We start from the raw sequence: 23,672 nt of genomic DNA, 5'->3' as shown, positions 1-23,672 counted from the left end.
ATAGCAGTAATATTAATAAATATCAAGAGGGAAATAAAAAAAATCAAAACATAAAAAAGGATGTCGCAGAAATGCGACATCCTTCATTTTTAGTAGTGGTATTATACTTAAATTTGCTATGCTCTAGCTCTAAATTAGAGTGCCTCGTGGCATGTACGAGCGATAACGTCGAGCTGCTGCTCCTTAGTAAGGTTGATGAATTTAACAGCATATCCTGATACACGGATAGTGAAGTTAGCATACTCAGGCTTCTCAGGATGCTCCATAGCATCGATGAGCTTCTCCTTACCAAATACGTTAACGTTGAGGTGGTGTGATCCCTGATCGAAGTATCCATCAAGAACGTTAACAAGCTTGTTAGCTCTCTCTTCGTCGTCATGACCAAGAGCGTTAGGGTTCATTGTCTGTGTATTTGAAATTCCGTCGAGAGCGTACTCGTAAGGAATCTTAGCAACAGAGTTAAGTGATGCAAGAAGACCATTCTGCTCTGCACCGTATGATGGTGATGCACCAGGTGCGAATGAAGCGAATGCAGGTCTTCCATCAGGTGTAGCACCTGTAGCCTTACCATAAACAACGTTTGATGTAATTGTAAGGATAGATGTTGTAGGCTCTGAATCACGGTATGTGTGGTGCTTCTCGATCTTCTTCATGAATGTCTTAAGAAGCCATACAGCGATCTCATCAGCTCTCTCATCATCGTTACCGTATCTTGGGAAGTCTCCCTCGATCTTGTAATCAACTACAAGACCAGACTCATCACGAACAGTTGAAACCTTTGCATACTTAATAGCTGAAAGTGAATCTACAACGTGTGAGAAACCAGCGATACCTGTAGCGAATGTACGTCTTACGTTTGTATCGATAAGAGCCATCTCAGCTGCTTCGTAGTAGTACTTGTCATGCATGTACTGGATAAGGTTGAGGATGTTTACATAGAGTCCTGCAAGCCAATCCATCATGATGTCATACTTGTGCATAACTTCATCATAGTCAAGAACTTCTGATGTGATAGGAGCCATCTCTGGTCCAACCTGCATGTGCTTACCATCTTTTGTGAGGAACTTCTCGTCCTTACCACCGTTGATAGCGTAAAGAAGACACTTAGCAAGGTTTGCTCTAGCACCGAAGAACTGCATCTCTTTACCAGTCTGTGTAGCAGATACGCAGCAGCAGATGCTGTAGTCATCGCCCCAGATAGGTCTCATAACATCATCGTTCTCGTACTGGATTGAAGATGTTGTAACAGAAATCTTAGCAGCATACTTCTTGAATGTAGCTGGAAGCTTTGATGTATAAAGAACAGTAAGGTTAGGCTCTGGTGAAGGTCCCATGTTCTCAAGTGTGTGGAGGAATCTGTAGTCGTTCTTTGTAACCATGTGACGACCATCCATACCAAGTCCACCAACCTCAAGTGTTGCCCATACTGGGTCTCCTGAGAAGAGGTTGTTGTATGAAGGGATACGAGCAAACTTAACCATTCTGAACTTCATTGTCATGTGGTCGATAAGCTCCTGAGCCTCTGACTCTGTAAGTGTTCCCTCTTTAAGATCTCTCTCAATATAGATATCAAGGAATGTTGAAACACGTCCAACAGACATAGCAGCACCGTTCTGAGTCTTGATAGCTGCAAGATATCCAAAGTAAAGCCACTGAATAGCTTCTTTTGCGTTCTTAGCTGGCTGTGAAATATCGAATCCGTATACAGCAGCCATTTCCTTCATTCCTTTAAGAGCTCTGATCTGCTCTGAGATCTCTTCTCTCTGACGAATGATATGGTCAAGCATTGTGCCATCGCCGCAGTTGTTGTAATCTTCCTGCTTCTTAGCGATAAGGAAATCAATACCGTAAAGAGCAACTCTTCTGTAGTCGCCTACGATACGTCCACGGCCGTATGTATCTGGAAGACCTGTTACGATGTGGCTGTGTCTAGCAGCTCTCATCTCAGGTGTGTAAGCATCAAATACAGCCTGGTTGTGAGTCTTGTGGTACTCTGTGAAGATCTTGTGGAACTTCTCGTTTACCTTGTATCCGTAAGTCTCAGCAGCTTCCTCAGCCATCTTGATTCCGCCGTAAGGCATGAATGCTCTCTTAAGAGGCTTGTCTGTCTGAAGACCAACGATCTTCTCAAGATCCTTCATAGACTCGTCGATGTAGCCAGGGCCATATGCTGTAAGGCTAGATACAACTTCTGTCTCGCACTCAAGTACGCCGCCCTTTTCTCTCTCTTCTTTCTGAAGCTCCTGTAATCTGCCCCAGAGCTTGTTAGTAGCATCTGTAGCATCAGCAAGGAAGCTCTCATCTCCATCATACTGTGTGTAGTTATTCTGGATGAAGTCTCTTACATTAACGTCATCCAGCCAGTGGGTTCCTTTAAAACCTCTCCATGCTTCGTTCATGGTATATCTCCTTTCAAAACTAACAATTGTTTGTTAATTATTTATCACTATTATCTACCGGAAGTCATATTATCATTTACAATTTGTTCAAACATTGATTGAAATCAAGTTTTATTATTTTTTTCACTTTTCACAAAAGTTTCACAGAAATAAAAAAAGAACCGATAAAATCAGTTCTTTTTTCCGTTTAAAATTGCTCTGGCGTTCTCAACGCGCTCTGTTGTTGGTGATTCAACACCTTCAAGCTGATATGGAATTCCAAGTTCTTTGAACTTCATCTGTCCCATTGAGTGGTATGGAAGCACATCTATTCTCTTTATATTAGAAAATTTCTCAATAAATTTTCTGGTCTCTCTTAAATATTCATCGTTGTCTGTAATTCCTGGAACCAATACGTGTCGGATCCAGATTGGCTTACCTATCTGATCAAGATATTCAAAACACTCTTTGATATTATCATTAGGAAGTCCTGTGAGCTTAATGTGCTCTTCTCTATTGATATGCTTGATATCAACAAGGAGCAGATCTGTATATTTCATAAGCTCTTCAAACTTTGAAAAGAATGGTTCTTCCTTAGTGAATGGCTGCACTGCTGTATCAATACAAGTGTTGATACCTCGCTCCTTAGCCTTTTTGAACAAGTCAATAAGGAAATCAATCTGAAGAAGTGGCTCTCCACCACTTACAGTTATTCCACCTTCTTCACCCCAGTAGCTACGATATCTTTCAGCAAAATCCAGAATCTCATCTGCTGTTCTCATGTCTTCTGAGTGCGGATCCCAGGTATCTACGTTGTGGCAATATTTACATCTAAGATTGCATCCTTTGAGGAATACAATAAATCTAATTCCAGGTCCATCTACAGAACCAAAGGTCTCTATAGAATGAATAGCTCCTTTAATCATAAAAACTCCAATCTAAATCACTGGGAAATATAAATCTCCCGCAAAGTATCTCTATCAAGCACCTTTATCCTTGCATGTCCAAGTCTCTCAATAAGGTGCATCTTTTCCATTTCGCGAAGCTTCCTAGAAACTGTCTCTGTTCGAAGGCTCACGCTTGCTGCTATGTCATCGAGTTTGAGCACAATATCGTCACTAGGGCTTCTGTCTACTCTGTACATCAAAAAGCCTGCAAGTCTTGCCATGGGGTCTTTGGTAGATAACAGCATATTTCTCTCATTAGCATCATGAAGCTTTTTGCTGAGAAGAATTATGATGTTCATGGCGGCAGTTGGATTATCAACCACCTTTATGAAATCGTCTCTGTGAATGAGACAGATAGACGCATTGGTAAGGCACACTGCAGAATATGGATAGACGCTTCCGTCAAGGAACATGCCTTCCCAAATGATATCATGATCTGCCAATATGGTAATGATCTGTTCACGACCAAGAGAATCATATCGACAAAGTTTAACTCTTCCTTTTCTTATTATACATATGGAGTCAACTGCCTCTCCCTCTCTGAAAAGATAGCTGTTCTTCTTGAGGGTTTCATGGACTGAGTGCTCCATAAGGCTTACCTGCGCATTTACAGGAAGACCTTCCATAAGAGGGAGCTTCTCGGTACAAAATCCGCCACATTCCTCACATATATTAAGACCGATGATGCCTCGCTTCAGCTCTTCACCATGGTCTGCTTCTTTATATATTCCTTTTTTACTTTGATCCTTCTTTTCGCTCATGCTCTACTTTCCACTAATCTGGTAAAAAAACTATTGTCTGGACCACAGATAGCAATACGCCTGAGTTCTGACTGCAAAAGCCTCAGTCTTTAAAAGATTTCTGATCTCTTTTTTGGTATACCAGCCAGGAACGATCTCTTCCTGAGTTGAAGTACTCTCTGAAAAAGTACCTCCGGCAACGCCTACACAACAAGCATTTCTCTCGTTAGAAAAACCGATCGCACTGTAGCACTTGCCCCACCAATCATCTATGCGTATTACATCAAGCCCTGTTTCTTCTTTTAATTCTCTTCTGGCAGCCTGCTCTGCAGTCTCGCCTTCATCTATAAGTCCTGCAGGGAAGTTATAAACCCATTCCCCTGTTGCCATTCTGAACTCTTTGTTAATGAGGATCTTCTCGCCTGTCTCATCATGCATGATAATGGCAACTGCATCTTCTTTAGGATTCTTAAGATCATCCATTGTCTTAAGGTCTGGATTTCTGCTGATCATTTCATATATCTTTTCCTGATCATCAGATGTTCTGTAATGAAGGTCATATCGGGTAATGAACTTGCCCTGTTCCTTCTTTTCTAAAAACTCAAATTCCATTTTTAAATAGCTCCATATACAATCTGTCTGACACCGCGGATGAAGCTGCTGTCATAGCCGCCTTCAATCTGCTGCATATAGATTACTGTCAGTTCCTCTGAAGGATCTACAAAGAAATAAGTTCCGCCAAATCCTCCCCAACCAATCTCGCCAGTACTTCCGTTTGAAAGAGCCTTTGCAGGATCAGTAAGCACTCTAAAATAGTTACCATAGTTGTAACCCTGATTTTCATCTATTGCAAAATCCTCAAGCTGCAGTGCGTTAAGCTGTGGGCTTAACATGTAGCTTAGAGTCTTTTTACCAATGAGCTCTTTGCCGTGGTAAGAACCCTTATTAAGGATCATCTGCGTGAAATGTGAATAATCTGAAGCTGTAGAATAAAGACCTGCTCCGCCTCTTTCAAACCAAGGATCCTCGAAAGGATTTTCCATATCCATTCTACGGGCAACATCAACCTCAGCTCTTACAACTTTGTTATTCTTGTCTCTTCTATATAAAATCGCCTGTCTGGAAGTCTTGCCCATGTCGATCTTAAATCCAGTATCATCCATGTTAAGAGGATCAAAGATCTCTTTTCTAAGGAACTCTGAATACTTCATATCTGTGATAGCTTCGATAACTCCAGCCATGATATCTGCTGAGTAGCCATATTTGTAACCTGTTCCTGGTTCAAATGCAAGATAGCCTTCTGCAAGTTTGTTGCAAACATCAATGTTGTTCTTAAGGATTCCGGATTCTCTCTGAATCTTAGCCTCTTTGAAGACTTTGCTCATGGATCTCTCAGCTTCTCCAAAATCTCCTGAACCTGCAATTCCTGATGTCATATTGAGAAGGTTGATGATCTTAATAGGATTTTGCGCCTTCTGTATTCCATCTGGAGTTACAACTTTACAATCAGCAAAAGCAGGAAGATAATCTGATACATTGCTCATCAGATCAAGCTTCCCTCTTTCGTAAAGCATCATAGCCGCCAAGGCTGTAATTGGCTTGGTCATGCTAAAGATCTTATAAATACTGTCTTCTCTATCTGGTTCGTAGTGGTTCTCATAGACTCTTTTGCCTTTATGTTCAACCACGATAGTTGCACCCTGAAGCTTATTTCTTTCTCTCTGTGCTTCAATAAGTTCATCAAGGTACTTTAATTTTCTAATGTTCATAACACTCTTTCCCTGAAATTAATTAGTACTTAACTGAAGGTAAGCGGTATTTTCTCTCATAGAAATCAACTGCCTGCTCAAATCCATCATTCTTTTCAGCCTTTAAGGTCTCGAGATAGCCGTGTGCAAAGTAGTTGTCTTCGTGGGCTTCGATGATACCTACCGCAATGTTACTGCAGTGATCCGCAATTCGCTCAAAGTCTGTTCCGATATCGCTAAGGTCAAAGCCCTGCTCGATAGTACACTTGCCCTTACGAAGTCTTCTAACATGACGACGCTTAACCTCTTTCTGGATCTCATCGATTGTCTCCTCAAGTGGCTCAATAGTCTTGGCAAGCTTAACATCCTGATTATCAAAAGCAGTTATAGAAGTATCTACGATATCTCTGACCGCTGTTGAATAAATATCCATCTCAGCCTGAGCTTTAGGTGAAAAGCTTCGTCCGTTTTCATCCATGCTCTTTGCCTTCTCAGCAATGTTAAGAGCATGGTCACTAATTCTCTCATAGTCTGTAATGCAATGCAAGAGAAGTGAAAGAGTATGGCTGTCGTCTGGAGCAAGGTGATGAGAATTGATCTTCATAAGATATGTTCCAAGCTCATCCTCGTATCTATCTACCTGCTGCTCGAGGTACTCAACTTCTTCTGCAGTGTCTTTATGATAATCAGTAATAAGGTCAATTGCCTTATTCAATGCTTCTTTTGTCATAATGGCCATTGTAACAGCTGTCTGTCTAGCCTGCTCAAGGGCAAATGGAGGGTTTGAAAGGAACAGTGGGTCCAGTGTGCGAAGACCTTCCTGCTCTTCCTGTTCTTTCTTTTCCTTGTCATCGATAGGAATAGTCTTCATGGCAAGGTTTACCAGGATTCCGGAGAATGGAAGCATCAGCGGCGTTGCAACGAGATTTATAAGTGTGTGGATTCCAGCAATTCCTGCCATTCCAATTTCTTTATCCATAAACGCAAAATGAAGTACCGTATTTAATGAATAGAAGATGATCATGAAAAGAACTGCCTTTATTACATTGAAATACAAATGCATAAGAGCTGTTCTTTTTCCGTTCTTGTTAGCTCCAAAGGATGAAAGAATAGCTGTAATACATGTACCAACCTCAGCACCAACAACTACTGGAATGGCAACACTGTGCTTGATCTTAACAGAAAGAGACAAAGCCTGAAGTACACCAATAGTACCGGCCGAGCTCTGAATAACCATAGTAAAGATAATACCTACAAGAAATCCGATGAATGGATTACTGAAGGTTGTAAGAAGCTGCTTGAAAGACTCAACATCCTTAAGTGGTGAGACCGCATCTGACATGCTGCTCATACCAAACATAAGAACAGAAAATCCAAGAAGGATAGTTCCTACATTCTTCTTTTTTTCACTCTTGGAAAACATATAAAGACCAATGCCAAATATAGCCAAAAATGGTGTAAATGACTTGGGCTTAAGAAGATTTATAAAGAAATTGTCACTACTGATCGCGTTAAGTGAAAGAAGCCATGCAGTAAATGTAGTACCGAGGTTGGCACCAAGAATAACGTTTACTGCCTGTCTAAGAGTCATGATACCTGAATTTACAAGACCAACTACCATGACAGTAGATGCTGATGAAGACTGAACTATAGCAGTTACTGCAACACCAAAAGCATAAGCTATGATTGGATGTTCGGTTACCTTGGCAAGTACGCTCTCTAACTTGCCGCCTGCTGCCTTTGTAAGGCCTCCACTCATAACATTCATTCCGTAAAGGAACATTGCAAGGCCACCAACAAGGCCCGCTACAAGACTAAATAATTCTAATGAACTCATAATACCTCCGATAGATACCGCTCCTCTAAGCGTTCCATACGACGCTTCGTACCTATTCAATCATCCTTCCTATAAACTACAAATATATATTATAGGAAGAACCTAAAAATTACCATAATAATTTGATCATTCTGACGTATGTCCCGTGTCGACACTCGTTAAATGGCACTTTCTGACCTGCATTATATTCCTGACCATAGATGTTCTCTTCAACTTCTACAGTATCTGTCTGCTCAAATCCTAATTTCTCACATATGTGTATTGAGACTTTATTCTCCGCCTTGACTAAAGTCTGTACCTTATCAAGCTGCAAGACAACCTTGCCATAATCAAGGATTGCCGAGCAAACTTCCATGGCATAGCCCTGTCTCTGGTACTCTTTTCCAATTAAAAAGCCAAGCTCTATATCGTCAAAGCCATTCCTTACGGAGTATCCTGCCCTTCCAACAACGACACCATCTGACCTTCTGACAACCGTCCACACTCCAAAGCCCATAAGTCCATATACTTTATCAATGTAGTCCTTTTGATATCTTTTTTCATCTTCAGGATTCTCAAAAAGACCTTCCATATAGCGTGTTATTTCCGGATCCGCATAAAGTCTGTAGAATTCATCTACGTCTTCTAGGGTTGTCTCCCTTACAACAAGTCTCTCTGTCTTAAGAATTTCCCAGGGTTCGCCAGCATATCTCTGATATGCCTTAACAAAAGAGTCTATATCCACCTCGGAAATATCTGTAAAAATATATTTAAGTCCCTTGAATTCGTAAGAAGTATTCTCTGCATGAGCTATTCCTATGACATAAAAACCTTTTTCCGAGAGCTCTTTTGCCTTAGCTTGTGAATCTGTAGCAATCAGAATAGTCTTTTTGTGTGATGTATAATCGTTTTCTGGAAACTTAGATGCCTCGAATACAGCAGATGAATAGCCCTGTTCCACCACATAGGCTGATTCGTCCTGAACTAAAGGAACTATGATCTCATTCTCATAGATAAAAAAGATTGAATTAAGCACAATTGCCACCTCAAGAAAAGTATACCATATATGCGGGTTTTGGGCATAAAAAAAGCTCATCACATCATTTTAGCGACATGTGGGCGTTCATAATTTGTTTACAATTAATTAAAAGAATGGTTACTTCAAATCATCTTTTGGACATATTGGCTTGTTATTATAATAGTGTCAGATGAGTTAAGACAATACCAAATAAAAAACTTTTTCATAATATGCCAGGTAAGGGTAGCTTACCTGGCATCCTCCCTTTTATAGGGCTTTTTTTATCTATTCAATTATTTCTATTTCTTTTCTATTATTTGTGGCTTCCCTGAAGGAACTTCTCCATATCAGCTACAGCATTCTCTTCATCTGTTCCATCAGCGATAACAGTAACAAGCTCGCCAGATGCGATATTAAGTGTCATCATTCCCATGATGCTCTTAGCGTTTACTTTCTTGGACTGAGCCTCGATATGTACTGTGCTCTCATATTTGCTAGCGAGCTGTACAAGCTCTGCAACTGGTCTAGCCTCAAGGCCTCTAGGTAACTTGATTTCGATAGATTTTGTTAACATAATTCCCCTCCTTTAGGATCTTAACTTATCCGCAAGTTCGCTTAGTTTCCTAAGTCGATGATTAACTCCTGACTTACCAACAGGTGGATCCAAGAACTTTCCAAGCTCCAAAAGTGTTGCATCTGGATGCTCAAGTCTGATCTCCGCCATCTCGCGAAGGCTCTCCTGCAGTTTATTAAAACCATAATGGTCCCTTATATATGTAATATCCTCTATCTGCTTGGTAGCTGCATTAACGGTCTTGGTAATATTGGCAACCTCGCAGTTAACTCTTCTATTGATGGAGTTCCTCATCTCTTTGACGATCCTGAGATTCTCCAGATTCATAAGACTAACTGGCGCTTCCATTATATTAAGCAGGTCTACTATTCCAGCACCCTCCTTGATATAGAGGACGTAATATTTTTTGCGACGAACTATTCTGGCTTCTATATCAAAACTCTCGATGAGTTCCTGTAAAAATGTGGCCTCAGCCTCATAATCACATACAAATTCTAAATGGTATCCCTTGTTTGGATCACTGATGGATCCAAGACATAAAAACGAATCTCTAATAAACGCTCTCTTGCAACACGAATTTCTGGTTACAATTGGATTTGTTCCTTCGTTTATGTCACGAATCCTGCCATCACCGTCTATCATCTTGATAGCCTTAAGGCAAGAATCTATCAGTCCCACGTCGTCTATCACAGGCTTGTTATCATGGGCACTTGACGAAATACCATTTCCTATATTAAATGCTTTTTTTATTAATGTAAAGAACTTTCTGACCACCAACTGATTATCGGTTTGTAGGTATAGCGCTGTTGCTATGCCGTCTTTTATCTCGATATATCCTGCGCTACTTATGATAGCAGCAAGTTCTGCCAGTTGACAGTGTCTGGAGCTTCCGATTCGCTTAGCCAGCTCCTCTTTAACCTCTGATGAAAAAGACATATCTCACCTTACCTGCTATTTAGCCTGCTTGACATCCCTGTGGAAAATCTTAAGTCCATAGTTACCTTTTGAAGCTTTGAGCCTGTCATAAAGCTCATTTGCAATAGTCACACTTCTATGCTGGCCGCCGGTACAGCCAATGGCAACAACAAGTTGATACTTGCCTTCCTGAACATATCCAGGAATAAGGAACTTGAGCATATCTTCAAGCTTATCAACGAATTCACCGCATGCAGGAAAGCTCTTAACGTAATCCTGAACCCCTTTGTCATTACCTGTCTGATGCTTGAGTTCATCAATATAAAATGGATTTGGTAAAAATCTCACATCAAAAACAAGATCTGCGTCATAAGGAATTCCATACTTAAATCCAAATGAAAGAATTGTGATCATAAGTGAATTGTACTCTTCATTCTTTACAAAGATCCTGTCTAATTCTTCCTTGAGTTCTCTGGTAAGAAGCTGAGATGAATCAATAACGTAATCAGCTCTCTTTTTTACTTCTGCTAGAACGTTTCTTTCCTTGGCGATTCCATCCTCGATCCTGTCGCCAACAGAGTTGACGTTCATAGGATGGATCCTTCGGGTTTCCTTATATCTTTTGATAAGAACCTGATCGCTGGCGTCCATATAGAGGACCTCTACAGGGATGCCCCTTTCCTTGAGGGAATCGATCATTCCAGCAACTTCTTCAAATTGCTGACCAGCTCTTGCATCTATACCGAGGACGACTTTATTGATCTCACTATCAGGCATTGTGATGAGTTCTGCGAATTTCTCAATAAGAGAAACAGGCAGATTATCAACGCAGTAGAAACCTGCATCTTCAAGCATATGTATGGCTGTAGACTTACCGCCACCACTCATTCCCGTGACTATTACAAACCTCATAGTGTTCCCTTTCTTTTTTGGGGGGCGTGTGCTGGTATATTTTACATTCGACAGACGCTTTCGCTCGGTAAAAAACGTAATGGTACTAAGGTGCTAAAATACAGCACCTAAGTGCTAACGTTTTTTAACGCTGTCTCATGAAAAATATACCAGCACACGCCACTCTCAATAAATAAACAAAATATATTATCAAAAACTAACGGTTTAAACTTATCTTAACTAAATTTACCCAATATTATAACTTCAGGCTCGAGTCTAACATTAGCTTTTTCATAGACAACCTTTTGAACTTCTTTTATCAAGTTATAAATATCTGTAGATGTGGCTGACCCTTTATTAACTACAAAGCCACAATGTTTCTCGGAGACTTGGGCGTCGCCAACGGAGAATCCGCGAAGGCCTGCGTCTTCGATGAGCTTGCCTGCGAAGTAGCCTTCCGGACGTTTGAAGGTTGAACCTGCGCTTGGATATTCGAGAGGTTGCTTATCGCGGCGTTTCTCGGCAAGTTCTTTCATCTGAGATGTTATCTCTTCTTCTTTTCCTCTTTTGAGGGTTAATAGAACTGATAAGACTATAAAGCCTTTATTCTTGATAGCACTTGTGCGATAACCAAATTCCATGGTGTTGTTATCAAGAACCATGATCTCGCCTTCTGGAGAAAGAACTGTGACCTCAGTTACAACCTGAGCCATTTCTCCGCCGTAGGCACCAGCGTTCATGATCATTGCTCCACCGATGGTTCCCGGAATTCCCGCTGCAAACTCAAAACCTGTGAGTGCGTTATCTCTTGCAAAAGAAGCGATGGTGGAATTCATAGCACCTGCTTCTACATAAATCTGATTTGTTCCTTTTAATTCTACCTTATTAAATTTGCTAAGGGAGATGATCACTCCATCATAGCCTTCATCAGAAACCAGAAGATTACTACCATTGCCAAGTACGAAATAATCAGTTCCAAGGCGTCTTACAAAGTCCATGACCTTTTTTAACTGGTCCTGATTTTCTGGTCTCAAAAACAAGCAGGCAGGCCCACCAGTTCTAAATGTAGTGTGCCTGCTCATAGGTTCATTAATTAATAAATTATCCGCTGAGACGATCTGTCTCATAGCTTCTATCAAACTGCTATTCAAATTGTTACATCCTTTATATCTATTACTGTATCATCATCTTGGCAGCGCCATAAACGCCTGCGTCATTTCCAAGTTTTGCAAGCGCAAACTTAGCTGATGCACAGCCTGGGAATACGTATTTCTTAAAGCTTGGCATGAGAAGATCAAAGAGCATCTCACCAGCCTTGGATACGCCACCACCGAGTACGATGATCTCAGGGTTAACTACACTTGCTGTGATAGCGATACCTTTTCCAAGATAATATCCGTACTGCTCTGCGATCTTAACAGCAAGAGTATCACCCTTCTTGGCTGCGTCAAACACGTCTTTGCATTCGAAATCACCATTTCTAAGAACGCTGTCTTCACTACTGGCAGCAAGCATTCTCTTGGCAATTCTCATAGCGCCTGTAGCAGATGCATACTGCTCAAAGCATCCGTGATTGCCACATCCGCAAGCATCTACTTCATCATCTACAAGATGAATATGTCCGATCTCTCCGCCAGAGCCCTTAGCACCTGTAAGGATCTTGCCTTCGTTGATGATACCACCACCAACACCAGTTCCAAGTGTTACAAGGAGCATGTTAGGATAGCCCTGTCCACCGCCCTTCCAAGCTTCTCCAAGAGCAGCTACGTTAGCATCGTTACCAGCTTTAACTGGAAGCTTTAACTTTGAATGGAATTCATTAACTACGTTGTAGTTCTCCCAGCCAAGGTTAACTGCCTGATAGCAAAGTCCATCAACATTGACAGCACCAGGAACGCCAACACCAGCACCGATCACATCTGAATCATCAATGTTTCTTTCCTTCATCTTATTTCTGATTGCTTCTGCAACATCAGTTAAGATCATTTCTCCATGGTTTTCTGTTCTTGTTGGGATTTCCCAGAAATCCAGTTTCTCACCAGTCTCAGTCAAAAGACCGATCTTTGCAGTTGTTCCCCCTACATCTGCGCCAAATACATATCTAGCCATAACAAAACCTCTTTCTATTAGTTATTATTCATCGTCATCATCTTCACCGCGTCTTTTTGCAAGTGAATTCTGAACTCTATTATAAAGCTCCTGAGCTGCGTTGTAGCCCATAGCCTTCTGTCTGTGGTTAACTGCCGCTGATTCACAGATAACAGCAAGGTTTCTACCTGGACGAATAGGAATACGATGGCAAACTACCTTGTTGCCAAGATACTCTGTGTACTCTTCCTCAAGGCCAAGTCTGTCATACTCCTTGTCCTTGTCCCAATCTTCAAGCTTGATAACAAGGTCAATGGTCTGTGTCTCTCTAACGCTTGATGCACCGTAAAGTGACTTGACATCGATGATACCAACACCTCTCATCTCAATGAAATGCTTGGTAATATCAGGCGCTGTTCCAATAAGTGTCTCTTCGCTGACTCTTCTAAGCTCAACGACATCATCAGATACAAGACGATGTCCTCTCTTGATGAGCTCGATAGCAGTCTCAGATTTACCGATTCCACTCTCACCAGTGATCAGAACGCCGACACCATATACATCAACTAATACGCCGTGAATAGAAATACATGGAGCAAGCTTAACATTAAGCCATCTGATGATCTCAGCCATGAATGATGATGTTGACTTCTTGGTCATCAGCACTGGGACCTTCTCTTCCATAGCGATCTTTATGAAAAGAGGATCTGGCGCAAGTTCCCTACAGAATACTACACCAGGAATATCGAACGAGAGAAATTCTCTGTACATCTTTTCTCTTTCATCATCTGAAAAAGATTCCATATACGTGTATTCTACGAAGCCAATTACCTGTAGTCTTGTTGCCTCAAAGTGCTCGAAATATCCAGCAAGCTGAAGAGCAGGTCTGTTGATATCCGGCTGGCTGATCCTGATCTTCTTGATGTCAAGTTCAGGTGTCAGATTCTCGAGTTTCATTCTTTCAATGATAGTTTTAAGACTAACACTCGCCATTTGTTCCCCTCCAAATTTTTCATGTTAATGTGCATACTCACACGGCTAAATAATATCATAGAATATGAAAAAAGTCATATATCTGCTGCGCAATATTTTCAGGAATTTCAGGTATTGCAGCAAGCTCCTCAACAGAAGCGTTTTTGATATCTTCAATGGATTTAAAGCCCTTCATAAGAGCCTTTCTACGTGCTGGTCCAATTCCCGGAATATCATCAAGTGAACTCTTGACTTGGGCCTTGCTACGAAGTGATCTGTGATATTCGATAGCAAATCTGTGGGCCTCATCCTGAATCCTTGTGATCAGCTTAAATCCTTCTGATCTCGTATCTATAGGAAGCTCCACGTTGTTGTAATAAAGGCCTCGTGTCCTGTGGTTATCATCTTTGACCATACCGCAGACAGGAATATGGATTCCCAGTTCATCAAGCACCTGCAGGCAGATATTGACCTGCCCTCTTCCACCATCCATCAGTATCAGATCTGGAAACTTGGTAAAACTTCCATACTGGGCGTCTATATCTCTTACTTCAAGTTCGTGCTTTTCTTCGATTCCATGAAGAAGTCTTCGTGTTAAGACTTCATGCATGCAGGCATAATCATCAGGTCCTGCCACAGACTTTATCCTGAACTTTCTATAGTCGCTCTTTTTGGGCTTACCCTTTTCGTAGACCACCATGGAACCAACATTTGCAAAGCCACTTATATTAGATATATCAAAGGCTTCCATTCTGTTAAGCCCTTTAAGGCCAAGAAGCTTTTCTATTTCTTTTACTGCTCCAATGGTCCTTCCCTCTTCGCGCTTTATCCTCTCTTTATCTTTAGAAAGAACAAGCTCTGCGTTCTGAGTAGCAAGCTCCATGAGTTTTTCTTTTTGACCTCTCTCAGGAACAGATATATACACCCTGCTGCCCTTTCTCTGAGATAGCCACTGTTCTATTATCTCCATATCCTCAATTGGTTCTGGTAAGATCAACTCCCTTGGAATAAATGGGGTTCCTGCATAGAACTGCTTAACAAAGTTCTGGAGTATCTCTCCTGATGGGTTCTCTGAAACGTGGGTCATATAGAAATGCTCTCGTCCTATGAGCCTTCCATCTCTTACAAAGAATACCTGAACTACCGCATCCTTATCATCAGAAGCGATAGCTACTATATCCTTGTCCTCCATAGAGGAGTCAGTCATCTTCTGCTTCTGGGCAACAACTCTCACACTTGCCAAAAGATCTCTGTACTTAGCGGCAGATTCAAAATCAAGCTCTTCAGATGCCGCCTCCATCTTTTGCTGCAGATCCTTCATGATAACGCCATAATTTCCGTTTAAAAATTCCAGGGCCTTATCGATTCTTTCTCTGTATTCTTCCTTAGTAACATTGCCTGTACATGGACCGCAGCACTGCTTCATATGGTAGTTAAGACATGGTCTGTCTGCTCCGATCTCTTTTGGCAAAGATCTGTTACAGGTCCTAAGACCATAGATCTTATTGATAAGATCAATGGTGTCCTTAACTGCTGCCGCGCTGGTAAATGGGCCGAAGTACCTGGACTTATCCTTTTTCATAAGTCTTGAGAAAAGAACTCTTGGAAAATCCTCTGACACTGTCACCTTAATATAAGGATAGGTCTTATCATCCTTTAAAAGAGTGTTGTATCTAGGAGAATTCTCTTTTATCAGATTGTTCTCAAGAACCAGGGCTTCAAGCTCTGAGTCTGTCACGATATATTCAAATCTGGCAATCTGCTTCACCATCTGGTCTATCTGAGGGCCTCTTCCAATGTTGGCACGAAAATAAGACCTTACACGATTGTGAAGGTTTATGGCTTTGCCAACATACATGATGGTGTCATTCTCATCACGCATGATATAAACTCCTGGTTTATTAGGAAGTTTTTTGAGTTCCTCTTTTATATCAAAATTACTCATTTTTCTCTAGATATAAAAGACCAAACACAAATAGCATATTTGGTTTGGTCTTAGTTACATTATATTATTTATCGAAGTCATTTGGAACATGTGAGAATGTACCGCCGCCTACATTTGGCTGATCGTCCTGATTCTCATCATTATCTTTAGTTTCTTCATTCTGAACAGGTGTTGTGAATATCGACTCTGTCTCTTTGAATAAAGGTCCATCTGCAGGAGTTTCTTCCTTAGGAACTTCTTCCTTAGGCGCTTCCTCACTCTTTTTCTTGACTGGAACGTTCTCTCCAACCTTAGCTGACTCAGCTCTAGTAGCGTAAAGTCTCTTAGCTTTGGCCGCTTCTTTCTCCTCTTCTGTAGGTTCAGGAAGGTTCTCAGCCTCACGGTAGATCTTCATGAACTCTGCGCCTGTGATAGTCTCTTTTTCAATAAGGAACTGTGCTATCTTGTCCATAGTGTCGAGGTGTTCACCAACGATCTTCTTGGCTTTCTCGTAGCACTCAGCAAGAAGCTTCTTAACTTCCTCATCAATAAGAGTTGCTGTCTCATCACTGCACTGCAGAACTCTGTTACCATCGAGGTATCTGTTCTGGATAGATTCAAGCTGCATAAGTCCGAATCTGTCGCTCATACCATAAAGTGTGATCATATTTCTTGCTACTGCTGTAGCATCGTCGATATCCTGAGCTGCACCTGTTGTTACTGTATTAAATACAAGTTCCTCTGCAGCACGTCCACCAAGTGAAACGATGATTCTCTCAAGGAGCTCATCCTTGGTCCTAAGCTGATTCTCATCTTCTGGAAGATGAAGAACATATCCTAATGATCCCTTTGTTCTAGGAACAATTGTGATCTTCTGAACTGGCTCTGTATTAGAAAGAACTGCGCTTACGAGAGCATGACCAACTTCGTGGTAGCTGACAAGCTTTCTCTCCTCTTTGCTAAGGATTGAATCTTTCTTTTCTTTACCTGCGATAACCTGCTCGAAGGCTTCCATGAGATCTTTCTGGCTAACGAACTCTCTACCTTCCTTAACAGCAATGATGGCTGCCTCGTTGATCATGTTTGCAAGATCTGAACCAACGCATCCGCCTGTAGCAAGTGCAAGTTCCTTAAGATCAACTGTCTCATCCATCTTGACATCTTTGGAGTGAACCTTGAGGATCTCTTCTCTGCCCTTAAGATCAGGCTTATCAACGATGATCCTTCTGTCGAAACGACCTGGACGAAGAAGCGCTTTATCAAGGATCTCAGGTCTGTTAGTAGCTCCGAGAATGAGAACACCTTTTGATGAATCAAAACCATCCATCTCAGAGAGAAGCTGGTTAAGAGTCTGTTCTCTTTCTTCATTGCCACCGCCGTATTTGTTGTCACGGCTACGTCCGATGGCATCGATCTCATCAATGAATATGATACAAGGTGCATTCTTGCTGGCTTCGCTAAAGAGGTCTCTAACTCGGCTGGCACCTACACCTACATAAAGTTCGATAAAGTCTGAACCTGCAAGTGAATAAAATGGAACATGTGCTTCACCTGCTACGGCCTTGGCAAGAAGTGTCTTACCTGTTCCTGGAGGGCCTACTAAAAGTGCACCCTTTGGAAGCTTAGCACCGATCTTGGAATACTTGGCTGGATTATGAAGGAAGTCTACAACTTCTACCAAAGACTCTTTTGCCTCATCCTCACCAGCTACATCCTTGAAGGTTACTCCTGTCTCCTTCTGAACATAAACCTTAGCATTGCTCTTACCAACACTAAGTGGTCCGCCGCCTTTGCTCATCTTTCTAAATACAAATGAAAGGATAAGCCACAGTAAAAGAATTGGTGCTACATATTGAATAATGAAGGCAAGGATAAGACCTGAGTTGTCAGGAACCTCGCTGCTGACATCAACGCCAGCTTCGAGCATTCTCTTAGTGAGGTCTGTGTCCTCCTCAGCCTTACCTGTGTAATAAGTTACTGTATTGTTTCCTGTGAAGTAGTAATAGCTTGGACTCTGATTTTCCTTTTTTGAATCAACCGGATAAATATCAATCCTGTCACTCTCTATGACAATGCTATCAACCTTGCCATCGTCAACCATCTGAAGGAACTCGCTGTAAGTAATCTCTCTGTTGGTATCATCGGAAAACGCTTTGAGAAAATATGTCATACATATCATAGTTACCAAAGCTGCTACCAAAAGTAATATTATGTTTTGTCTTCTTGGAGAATTGTTATCCCCTCCAAGAGGGTTATTATTTCTCTGATTCTGATTATTATCCATATCTTAAATTCCAATCTTTATTTACGTGATACTACAACCTGTTCGTGATATAATAAGTTAGCTTATTATAACACTCATATTGTACTATTATATAGAGTACAATCCAATATTTCAACATTTCAATTATTAAATCAATTTTCTTCATTTTTTAACTAGATTTTCTTCAAGCTTAATTATATAATTATGGCTTGTGTTTATTAATAATAACTATATTATCTCGTCAATAATCAGGAGGAAATGTAAATGGCTGTAAAGTATATCTTTGTAACTGGTGGAGTTGTATCTGGACTTGGTAAGGGAATCACTGCCGCATCACTCGGTAGACTCTTAAAGGCCAGAGGTTACAAGGTTACAATGCAGAAGTTTGATCCTTATATCAATATCGATCCAGGTACTATGAACCCTGTTCAGCACGGAGAAGTTTTCGTAACTGAAGATGGTACTGAAACTGACCTCGATCTTGGTCACTATGAAAGATTTATTGACGAGAATCTTGATAAAAATTCTAACGTAACTACCGGTAAGATATACTGGTCAGTTCTTCAGAAAGAGCGCCGTGGTGACTATGGCGGACGTACAGTACAGGTTATTCCTCACATCACAAACGAGATAAAGAGTAAATTCTACAGAAACTTCACAGATGATGAGACACGTATTGCCATCATCGAGGTTGGTGGAACAGTCGGAGACATCGAATCACAGCCATTCCTTGAGGCTATCAGACAGTTCCAGCATGAAGTAGGACGCGAAAATGCAATGCTCATCCTTGTATCTCTTATTCCTTACCTTCGTTGCTCAGAAGAGATCAAGACCAAGCCTACACAGTCAGCAGTTAAGACTATGCAGGGAATGGGTCTTCAGCCAGATGTTATCGTATGTCGTACAGAGATCGAGCTTGACCAGGATACCAAGGACAAGATAGCTCTTTTCTGTAATGTTCCTAGCAGCCACGTTCTTAACAACCTTGACCTTGAATACCTCTATGAGGCTCCTCTTGCAATGGAAAAAGAGCATTTGGCTCAGGTAGCTTGTGAATGTCTTGAACTTGATTGCCCAGAGCCAGACCTTACAGACTGGAAGGCAATGGTTGATACACTTTACTCCCTTAAGCACGAAGTTAAGGTTGCACTTGTTGGTAAATACACTCAGCTCCATGACGCATACATCAGCGTTGTAGAAGCTCTCAAGCACGGCGGTATTTCAAATCAGACTGCTGTAGATATTAAGTGGGTTGATTCAGAAGAAGTTAATGATGAAAACGTTGCTTCTTATCTTTCAGATGTAGACGGTATCATTGTTCCTGGTGGATTCGGTGATCGTGGTATCGAAGGTATGATCTCTTCTATTAAATATGCTCGTGAAAATAATGTTCCATTCCTTGGTCTTTGCCTTGGTATGCAGCTTGCGATCATTGAGTTTGCAAGAGATGTCATTGGTTACAAGGATGCTCACTCAATCGAGTTTGATCCTAACACTACACATCCTATGATCGCTCTTTTACCAGACCAGAATGGTGTTGAGGACATCGGTGGTACATTACGTCTTGGTTCATATCCTTGTGTACTTGATAAAGAGTCAAAGGCTTACGAGCTCTTTGGTTCAACAGACATCACAGAACGTCACCGTCATAGATATGAGGTTAACAACGACTACAGAACAGTCCTTGTGCAGAACGGCATGAGGCTTTGCGGTATGTCTCCTGACGGAAGAATCGTAGAAATGATCGAGCTTCCTTCAAACGACTTCCACATGGCTACACAGGCTCATCCAGAGCTTAAGTCTCGTCCTAACAGACCACATCCTCTTTTCTCAGGATTCATCAAGGCTTCTCTTGAGCACGAGAACAAGAGATGATCTTATAACGACAAAGAAAGCGCAACCGGTCATCCGGCTGCGCTTTAATTATGCTTTAAAATCTTTATTTTATATTACATAAGTGAAAGAGCTTCTTCATCTGCAATAAGTGTGAAGTCCTGATGAAGCTGAAGAACTGAAGCTGGTACTCTTGGAGTGATTTCTCCTGTGAAAGCCTCCTTAATGATCGGTGCTTTTGTCTTTCCGCTTGCTACCATAACGATCTTCTTGGCTTTCATGATGGTTCCGATTCCCATTGTGTAAGCCTGTCTAGGAACCATAGACACATCCTCAAAGAATCTCTTATTAGCCTCTATAGTGCTCTCTGTAAGGTCAACTCTGTGTGTCTTCATCATAAATGTCTCAGCTGGCTCATTGAAGCCGATATGACCGTTATTTCCAATTCCAAGGAGCTGAATATCAATTCCCCCAAGACTCTCTATAACCTTCTCATAACGCTCACATTCTGCCTCGGCGTCTTGGTTTGTACCATCAGGAATATTTACATTCTTTGGATCAATGTTTACCTTTGAAAAGAGGTTCTTGTTCATAAAGTATCTATAGCTCTGATCATTGTCAGCTGAAAGACCTACATACTCATCAAGGTTAACTGTCTTGACCTGTGCAAAATCAAGGTCTCCCTTGCCGTACCATTCAACGAGCTTTTCATATAATCCAAGAGGAGTAGATCCTGTTGCAAGTCCTAACACGCTGTCTGGCTTAAGTATCATCTGCGCTGAGATAACGTTTGCTGCCTTTCTACTCATGTCCTGATAATCTCTTACTTTGATAATTCTCATTTTATTTCTCCTTTAACATCAATAGCCAGCTTCACTGCGCCCATGATTCCCTGGTCGTCATTTAAACTTGCTGGAACGATGTATTTATCCATGTTCTCTAATTCTTTTGTATTTAAATATCCATTAAGCTGTTTAACAACTTTTTCTCTTATCAGTGGAAAGAGCTGCATCTGATGCATTACTCCGCCACCAAGGATAATAATCTGCGGACTAAGTGTCAGAATAAATGAAGACAGTGCTTGAGCAATGTATTCGCTCTCAAGCTCCCAAACTTCATCTCTATCTGCAAGTTCAACTGCTTTCTTGCCCCATCTCTCTTCGATAGCTGGGCCTGCTGCCAAACCTTCAAAGCATGTTCCGTGATAAGGGCATTTTCCGGCATAATCATCTCCAGGAACCTTGGCAAGTCTGATATGTCCAAGTTCTGGATGAAGCATTCCATGGAGAAGCTTTCCATTTGTCATGACTCCTCCACCTATACCTGTTCCAATGGTAAGGTACAGGGCATCTGTTTTATCTTTTGCGCATCCCCATGTAATCTCACCTAAAAGGGATCCGTTAACATCTGTATCAAATCCGACAGGTACGTTCAATGCTTTTTTGAATGCACCCACAATGTCATAGTTCTTCCAGTCAAGCTTTGGTGTAGATGTGATATATCCATAAGTCTTAGAATCCTTGTTTAAGTCGATTGGACCAAAACATGCTATTCCAAGGCTCTCAATTTCTTTATCCTTAAAAAAGTCGATCATCTGAGGCATAGTTTCCTCTGGTGTCTTAGTAGGAAAAGATGCTCTCTCCAATATTTTGCCGTTTTCGTCACCGATCGCTACGATCATTTTGGTGCCGCCTGCCTCAAGTGCTCCGAATCTCATAATTCTCCTCCAAATTTATATATCTTCCTATAAGAAGATTATATAAATTAACAAATTGCTATTCAATCAGATAAGGCGCTAAAGAGGGCCGCCTAATGGCAGCCCCCCAGCCTTATTAAAAACCTTTTTAATAGTTATTTCAGTTTACTGAATCGTAATATGCTGCTCTTGCATCAAGAATCTTCTGAAGTCCTGAATTTACAAGCTCATCGTAGCCCTTCTGATATACAGTTTCGAACTGGTCTGAAGGTGCGCAGATACAATTGTAAACGAATGTGAGCATCTTGTTCTTGATATCTGTTCCGTATGTTGCCTGCTCATCTGAAATGTATCCGTAGATAGGGAAGCGATACTTTCCGTTTGCGCAAACATCATAGTAATTCTCATACCACTCTACTGAAGCCCAATCCTGTTCCTGTGCAGCATACTGTGACTTAGACATTGTCTCGTAATCGTTAACCCAGTCAAAGTTGAGGTTCATGATGCAAAGGTCATCACATGTTCCAGGATATCCCTTAGCTTCTTTGTCAGCTGTTGAAGGTTCATTTGCTACGCCAAGCTCATCATATGTAAGCTCTGGTGTGTAACGAACCTGAACTGCATTTGCTGGATCTGCAAGCCAGTTGAGGTACTTCATGCAAGCTGCTGCCTGCTCATCGTTTGTTGTCTCTTCTGGGATCATTACGAACATTGCATATCTGTACTCGAAAGGTGTTCTATATGATCCATCTGGAAGATCGAAGCACTGTACTGGAATAAATGATGCATCCTCTGCACCAAGTGTTGTGTTGAGGACTGCAATAGAATCCCAGATGTGTGTTGTATCATCAAGGACGAAACCAACCTTACCATTAGCTACATCTGCAAGGAATACGCTCTCATCTGTATCTGTTGGGAAGTCCTGTGTAATAAGTCCATCGTTATACCACTCATTGAGCTGCTTGAGACCATCCTTTGCTCCAGGAGCTACAGCCATGTATGACTCAGCATAGGTGTAAGCCATCTTGTCATCTGTAAGAGTTACATATGAACCAACGAAGTTGAGATACATCTTCTCTGTATCTGAACGTCCGCTCATTGCCCAAGGTGTGCCAAGCCCAGCATCCTTAACAGCATAGAGATATTTGCCAAGCTCTTCTTTTGTCTTAGGAACATCCATACCAAGCTGATCAAGCCAATCCTTACGGATATAAGCTGTGTGACGAGCATTCTCTGTTCCTCTCTGCTTCATAACAGCAAACTTCTGATCACCAAGATCACCGATACCGTTCTGAGCTTCACCGCAATACTGCTGAATATTTGAGCCATACTGCTGATAGAGTGATGAAAGGTCTTTTAATGCTCCGCTTGATGCGTAGTTATAGAAAAGATCCTGTGAATAAGTAAATACAATGTTAGGTGCTGTTCCACCAGACATCATGATATTAACTTTGTCATCTGACTCAGATCTTGGAACAGAAACGTAAGTAACGTTAATGTTGTAAAGATCCTTCATCTGTTTCTGGATCCACTGAGTAAGCGCGTTGTCCTCAGTAGTTGTGTTTGGTGCAGCATTACCTCTGTCCCAAACCATTACTGTGATATCCACTTCGTCACCCTTAAGATCTTCTGCCGCAGTGTCTGCTGAGCCTGAATCAGAAGTAGAATCAGCTGTCTGAGTACCGTTTGTGTCAGCTGGTGCTTTACTGTTTCCGCAGCCTGCGAGCACGCCCATAACCATGCAAGCACTAAGCACTGTTGCCAATAGTTTCTTTTTCATTGTAATCCTCCTTTGTAAGAAAAAAATATCTGAACTCTATGAGAGTTAGATTCACTTCTGCTCTCGTTTCGCTCGCCAAGGAAGTTCTG

At 41.4% G+C, this 23,672-nt stretch carries 19 protein-coding genes; 1 reads left to right on the top strand and 18 read right to left on the bottom strand.

All coding sequences use genetic code 11. The annotated features are described in order from the left end of the window. Positions 1-134 precede the first annotated feature (134 nt). The 15 genes from pflB to ftsH all read right to left on the bottom strand — a co-directional run bounded on the left by pflB (position 135) and on the right by ftsH (position 18,295). On the bottom strand, positions 135-2,399 hold the full coding sequence (gene pflB, locus bhn_RS01125; RefSeq protein ID WP_071174975.1) for a formate C-acetyltransferase: 2,265 nt from the start codon (positions 2,397-2,399) through the stop codon (positions 135-137). A 170-nt stretch (positions 2,400-2,569) separates the two neighbouring features. Beyond that, the gene (gene pflA / locus bhn_RS01120) at positions 2,570-3,304 is read right to left on the bottom strand and encodes a pyruvate formate-lyase-activating protein (protein WP_071174974.1); all 735 of its coding nucleotides are present in this window, start codon (positions 3,302-3,304) and stop codon (positions 2,570-2,572) included. Between the two features lie 17 nt (positions 3,305-3,321). Next, positions 3,322-4,086 (bottom strand): Crp/Fnr family transcriptional regulator, encoded by a 765-nt coding sequence (locus bhn_RS01115; RefSeq protein ID WP_083385603.1) that lies wholly within the window; start codon positions 4,084-4,086, stop codon positions 3,322-3,324. 30 nt (positions 4,087-4,116) lie between these two features. Further along, positions 4,117-4,677, bottom strand: a complete 561-nt coding sequence (locus bhn_RS01110; RefSeq protein WP_071174973.1) for an NUDIX hydrolase — start codon at positions 4,675-4,677, stop codon at positions 4,117-4,119. Between the two features lie 2 nt (positions 4,678-4,679). After that, entirely contained in the window at positions 4,680-5,834 is a 1,155-nt protein-coding gene (locus tag bhn_RS01105) for a serine hydrolase domain-containing protein (protein ID WP_071174972.1), read from the bottom strand. 22 nt (positions 5,835-5,856) lie between these two features. Beyond that, positions 5,857-7,650: a Na/Pi cotransporter family protein gene (locus tag bhn_RS01100; RefSeq protein ID WP_071174971.1), complete on the bottom strand. Its 1,794-nt coding sequence runs from the start codon at positions 7,648-7,650 to the stop codon at positions 5,857-5,859. A 109-nt stretch (positions 7,651-7,759) separates the two neighbouring features. Further along, the gene (locus bhn_RS01095; RefSeq protein ID WP_071174970.1) at positions 7,760-8,665 is read right to left on the bottom strand and encodes a GNAT family N-acetyltransferase; all 906 of its coding nucleotides are present in this window, start codon (positions 8,663-8,665) and stop codon (positions 7,760-7,762) included. A gap of 295 nt (positions 8,666-8,960) precedes the next feature. After that, positions 8,961-9,221 (bottom strand): HPr family phosphocarrier protein, encoded by a 261-nt coding sequence (locus bhn_RS01090; RefSeq protein ID WP_071174969.1) that lies wholly within the window; start codon positions 9,219-9,221, stop codon positions 8,961-8,963. Positions 9,222-9,233: 12 nt separating this feature from the next. Continuing rightward, complete coding sequence (gene whiA / locus bhn_RS01085; RefSeq protein WP_071174968.1) at positions 9,234-10,157, bottom strand: DNA-binding protein WhiA; 924 nt, start codon at positions 10,155-10,157, stop codon at positions 9,234-9,236. A 15-nt stretch (positions 10,158-10,172) separates the two neighbouring features. Next, positions 10,173-11,048 (bottom strand): RNase adapter RapZ, encoded by an 876-nt coding sequence (gene rapZ, locus bhn_RS01080; protein WP_071174967.1) that lies wholly within the window; start codon positions 11,046-11,048, stop codon positions 10,173-10,175. A gap of 215 nt (positions 11,049-11,263) precedes the next feature. Beyond that, on the bottom strand, positions 11,264-12,178 hold the full coding sequence (murB, locus tag bhn_RS01075; protein ID WP_236845942.1) for a UDP-N-acetylmuramate dehydrogenase: 915 nt from the start codon (positions 12,176-12,178) through the stop codon (positions 11,264-11,266). Positions 12,179-12,200: 22 nt separating this feature from the next. Then, positions 12,201-13,136 carry an ROK family glucokinase gene (locus bhn_RS01070; protein WP_071174965.1) on the bottom strand — a complete coding sequence of 312 codons (936 nt, stop codon included), beginning with the start codon at positions 13,134-13,136 and terminating at the stop codon, positions 12,201-12,203. A 24-nt stretch (positions 13,137-13,160) separates the two neighbouring features. Next, complete coding sequence (gene hprK / locus bhn_RS01065) at positions 13,161-14,108, bottom strand: HPr(Ser) kinase/phosphatase (protein ID WP_071174964.1); 948 nt, start codon at positions 14,106-14,108, stop codon at positions 13,161-13,163. A 55-nt stretch (positions 14,109-14,163) separates the two neighbouring features. Then, positions 14,164-16,032 (bottom strand): excinuclease ABC subunit UvrC, encoded by a 1,869-nt coding sequence (uvrC, locus tag bhn_RS01060; RefSeq protein ID WP_071174963.1) that lies wholly within the window; start codon positions 16,030-16,032, stop codon positions 14,164-14,166. A 64-nt stretch (positions 16,033-16,096) separates the two neighbouring features. Further along, the gene (ftsH, locus tag bhn_RS01055; RefSeq protein ID WP_071174962.1) at positions 16,097-18,295 is read right to left on the bottom strand and encodes an ATP-dependent zinc metalloprotease FtsH; all 2,199 of its coding nucleotides are present in this window, start codon (positions 18,293-18,295) and stop codon (positions 16,097-16,099) included. Positions 18,296-18,538: 243 nt separating this feature from the next. Between ftsH and bhn_RS01050 the strand changes: the two genes are divergently transcribed. After that, complete coding sequence (locus tag bhn_RS01050; protein ID WP_071174961.1) at positions 18,539-20,149, top strand: CTP synthase; 1,611 nt, start codon at positions 18,539-18,541, stop codon at positions 20,147-20,149. Positions 20,150-20,223: 74 nt separating this feature from the next. Here bhn_RS01050 and nagB read toward each other — a convergent pair whose 3' ends face one another. From nagB to bhn_RS01035, 3 genes are all read right to left on the bottom strand, one after another. After that, positions 20,224-20,949, bottom strand: a complete 726-nt coding sequence (nagB, locus tag bhn_RS01045; RefSeq protein ID WP_071174960.1) for a glucosamine-6-phosphate deaminase — start codon at positions 20,947-20,949, stop codon at positions 20,224-20,226. After that, positions 20,946-21,824, bottom strand: coding sequence for an ROK family protein (locus tag bhn_RS01040; protein WP_071174959.1), 879 nt, complete (start codon positions 21,822-21,824; stop codon positions 20,946-20,948). Before bhn_RS01040 ends, nagB begins: the two co-directional genes overlap by 4 nt. Positions 21,825-21,963: 139 nt before the next feature. Then, a complete protein-coding gene (locus bhn_RS01035) occupies positions 21,964-23,583 on the bottom strand; it encodes an extracellular solute-binding protein (protein WP_071174958.1) in 1,620 nt (539 codons plus the stop codon). Positions 23,584-23,672 lie beyond the last annotated feature (89 nt).

The sequence above is a fragment of the Butyrivibrio hungatei genome (assembly GCF_001858005.1).
In the GTDB taxonomy this organism is placed as follows: Bacteria; Bacillota; Clostridia; order Lachnospirales; family Lachnospiraceae; genus Butyrivibrio; species Butyrivibrio hungatei.
The sequence above is the reverse complement of the archived record's forward strand: the minus strand, read 5'-3'. Positions and strand labels throughout refer to the sequence as shown.

What these genes read in the sequence shown, in the direction of transcription:
- bhn_RS01100 (WP_071174971.1), bottom strand. Translation starts at nt 7,650, where the DNA reads ATGAGTTCATTAGAATTATTTAGTCTTGTAGCGGGCCTTGTTGGTGGC.
- bhn_RS01090 (WP_071174969.1), bottom strand. Translation starts at nt 9,221, where the DNA reads ATGTTAACAAAATCTATCGAAATCAAGTTACCTAGAGGCCTTGAGGCT.
- bhn_RS01105 (WP_071174972.1), bottom strand. Translation starts at nt 5,834, where the DNA reads ATGAACATTAGAAAATTAAAGTACCTTGATGAACTTATTGAAGCACAG.
- uvrC (WP_071174963.1), bottom strand. Translation starts at nt 16,032, where the DNA reads ATGAGTAATTTTGATATAAAAGAGGAACTCAAAAAACTTCCTAATAAA.
- nagB (WP_071174960.1), bottom strand. Translation starts at nt 20,949, where the DNA reads ATGAGAATTATCAAAGTAAGAGATTATCAGGACATGAGTAGAAAGGCA.
- whiA (WP_071174968.1), bottom strand. Translation starts at nt 10,157, where the DNA reads ATGTCTTTTTCATCAGAGGTTAAAGAGGAGCTGGCTAAGCGAATCGGA.
- bhn_RS01035 (WP_071174958.1), bottom strand. Translation starts at nt 23,583, where the DNA reads ATGAAAAAGAAACTATTGGCAACAGTGCTTAGTGCTTGCATGGTTATG.
- pflB (WP_071174975.1), bottom strand. Translation starts at nt 2,399, where the DNA reads ATGAACGAAGCATGGAGAGGTTTTAAAGGAACCCACTGGCTGGATGAC.
- hprK (WP_071174964.1), bottom strand. Translation starts at nt 14,108, where the DNA reads ATGGCGAGTGTTAGTCTTAAAACTATCATTGAAAGAATGAAACTCGAG.
- bhn_RS01110 (WP_071174973.1), bottom strand. Translation starts at nt 4,677, where the DNA reads ATGGAATTTGAGTTTTTAGAAAAGAAGGAACAGGGCAAGTTCATTACC.
- rapZ (WP_071174967.1), bottom strand. Translation starts at nt 11,048, where the DNA reads ATGAGGTTTGTAATAGTCACGGGAATGAGTGGTGGCGGTAAGTCTACA.
- ftsH (WP_071174962.1), bottom strand. Translation starts at nt 18,295, where the DNA reads ATGGATAATAATCAGAATCAGAGAAATAATAACCCTCTTGGAGGGGAT.
- bhn_RS01040 (WP_071174959.1), bottom strand. Translation starts at nt 21,824, where the DNA reads ATGAGATTCGGAGCACTTGAGGCAGGCGGCACCAAAATGATCGTAGCG.
- bhn_RS01115 (WP_083385603.1), bottom strand. Translation starts at nt 4,086, where the DNA reads ATGAGCGAAAAGAAGGATCAAAGTAAAAAAGGAATATATAAAGAAGCA.
- bhn_RS01050 (WP_071174961.1), top strand. Translation starts at nt 18,539, where the DNA reads ATGGCTGTAAAGTATATCTTTGTAACTGGTGGAGTTGTATCTGGACTT.
- pflA (WP_071174974.1), bottom strand. Translation starts at nt 3,304, where the DNA reads ATGATTAAAGGAGCTATTCATTCTATAGAGACCTTTGGTTCTGTAGAT.
- bhn_RS01070 (WP_071174965.1), bottom strand. Translation starts at nt 13,136, where the DNA reads ATGGCTAGATATGTATTTGGCGCAGATGTAGGGGGAACAACTGCAAAG.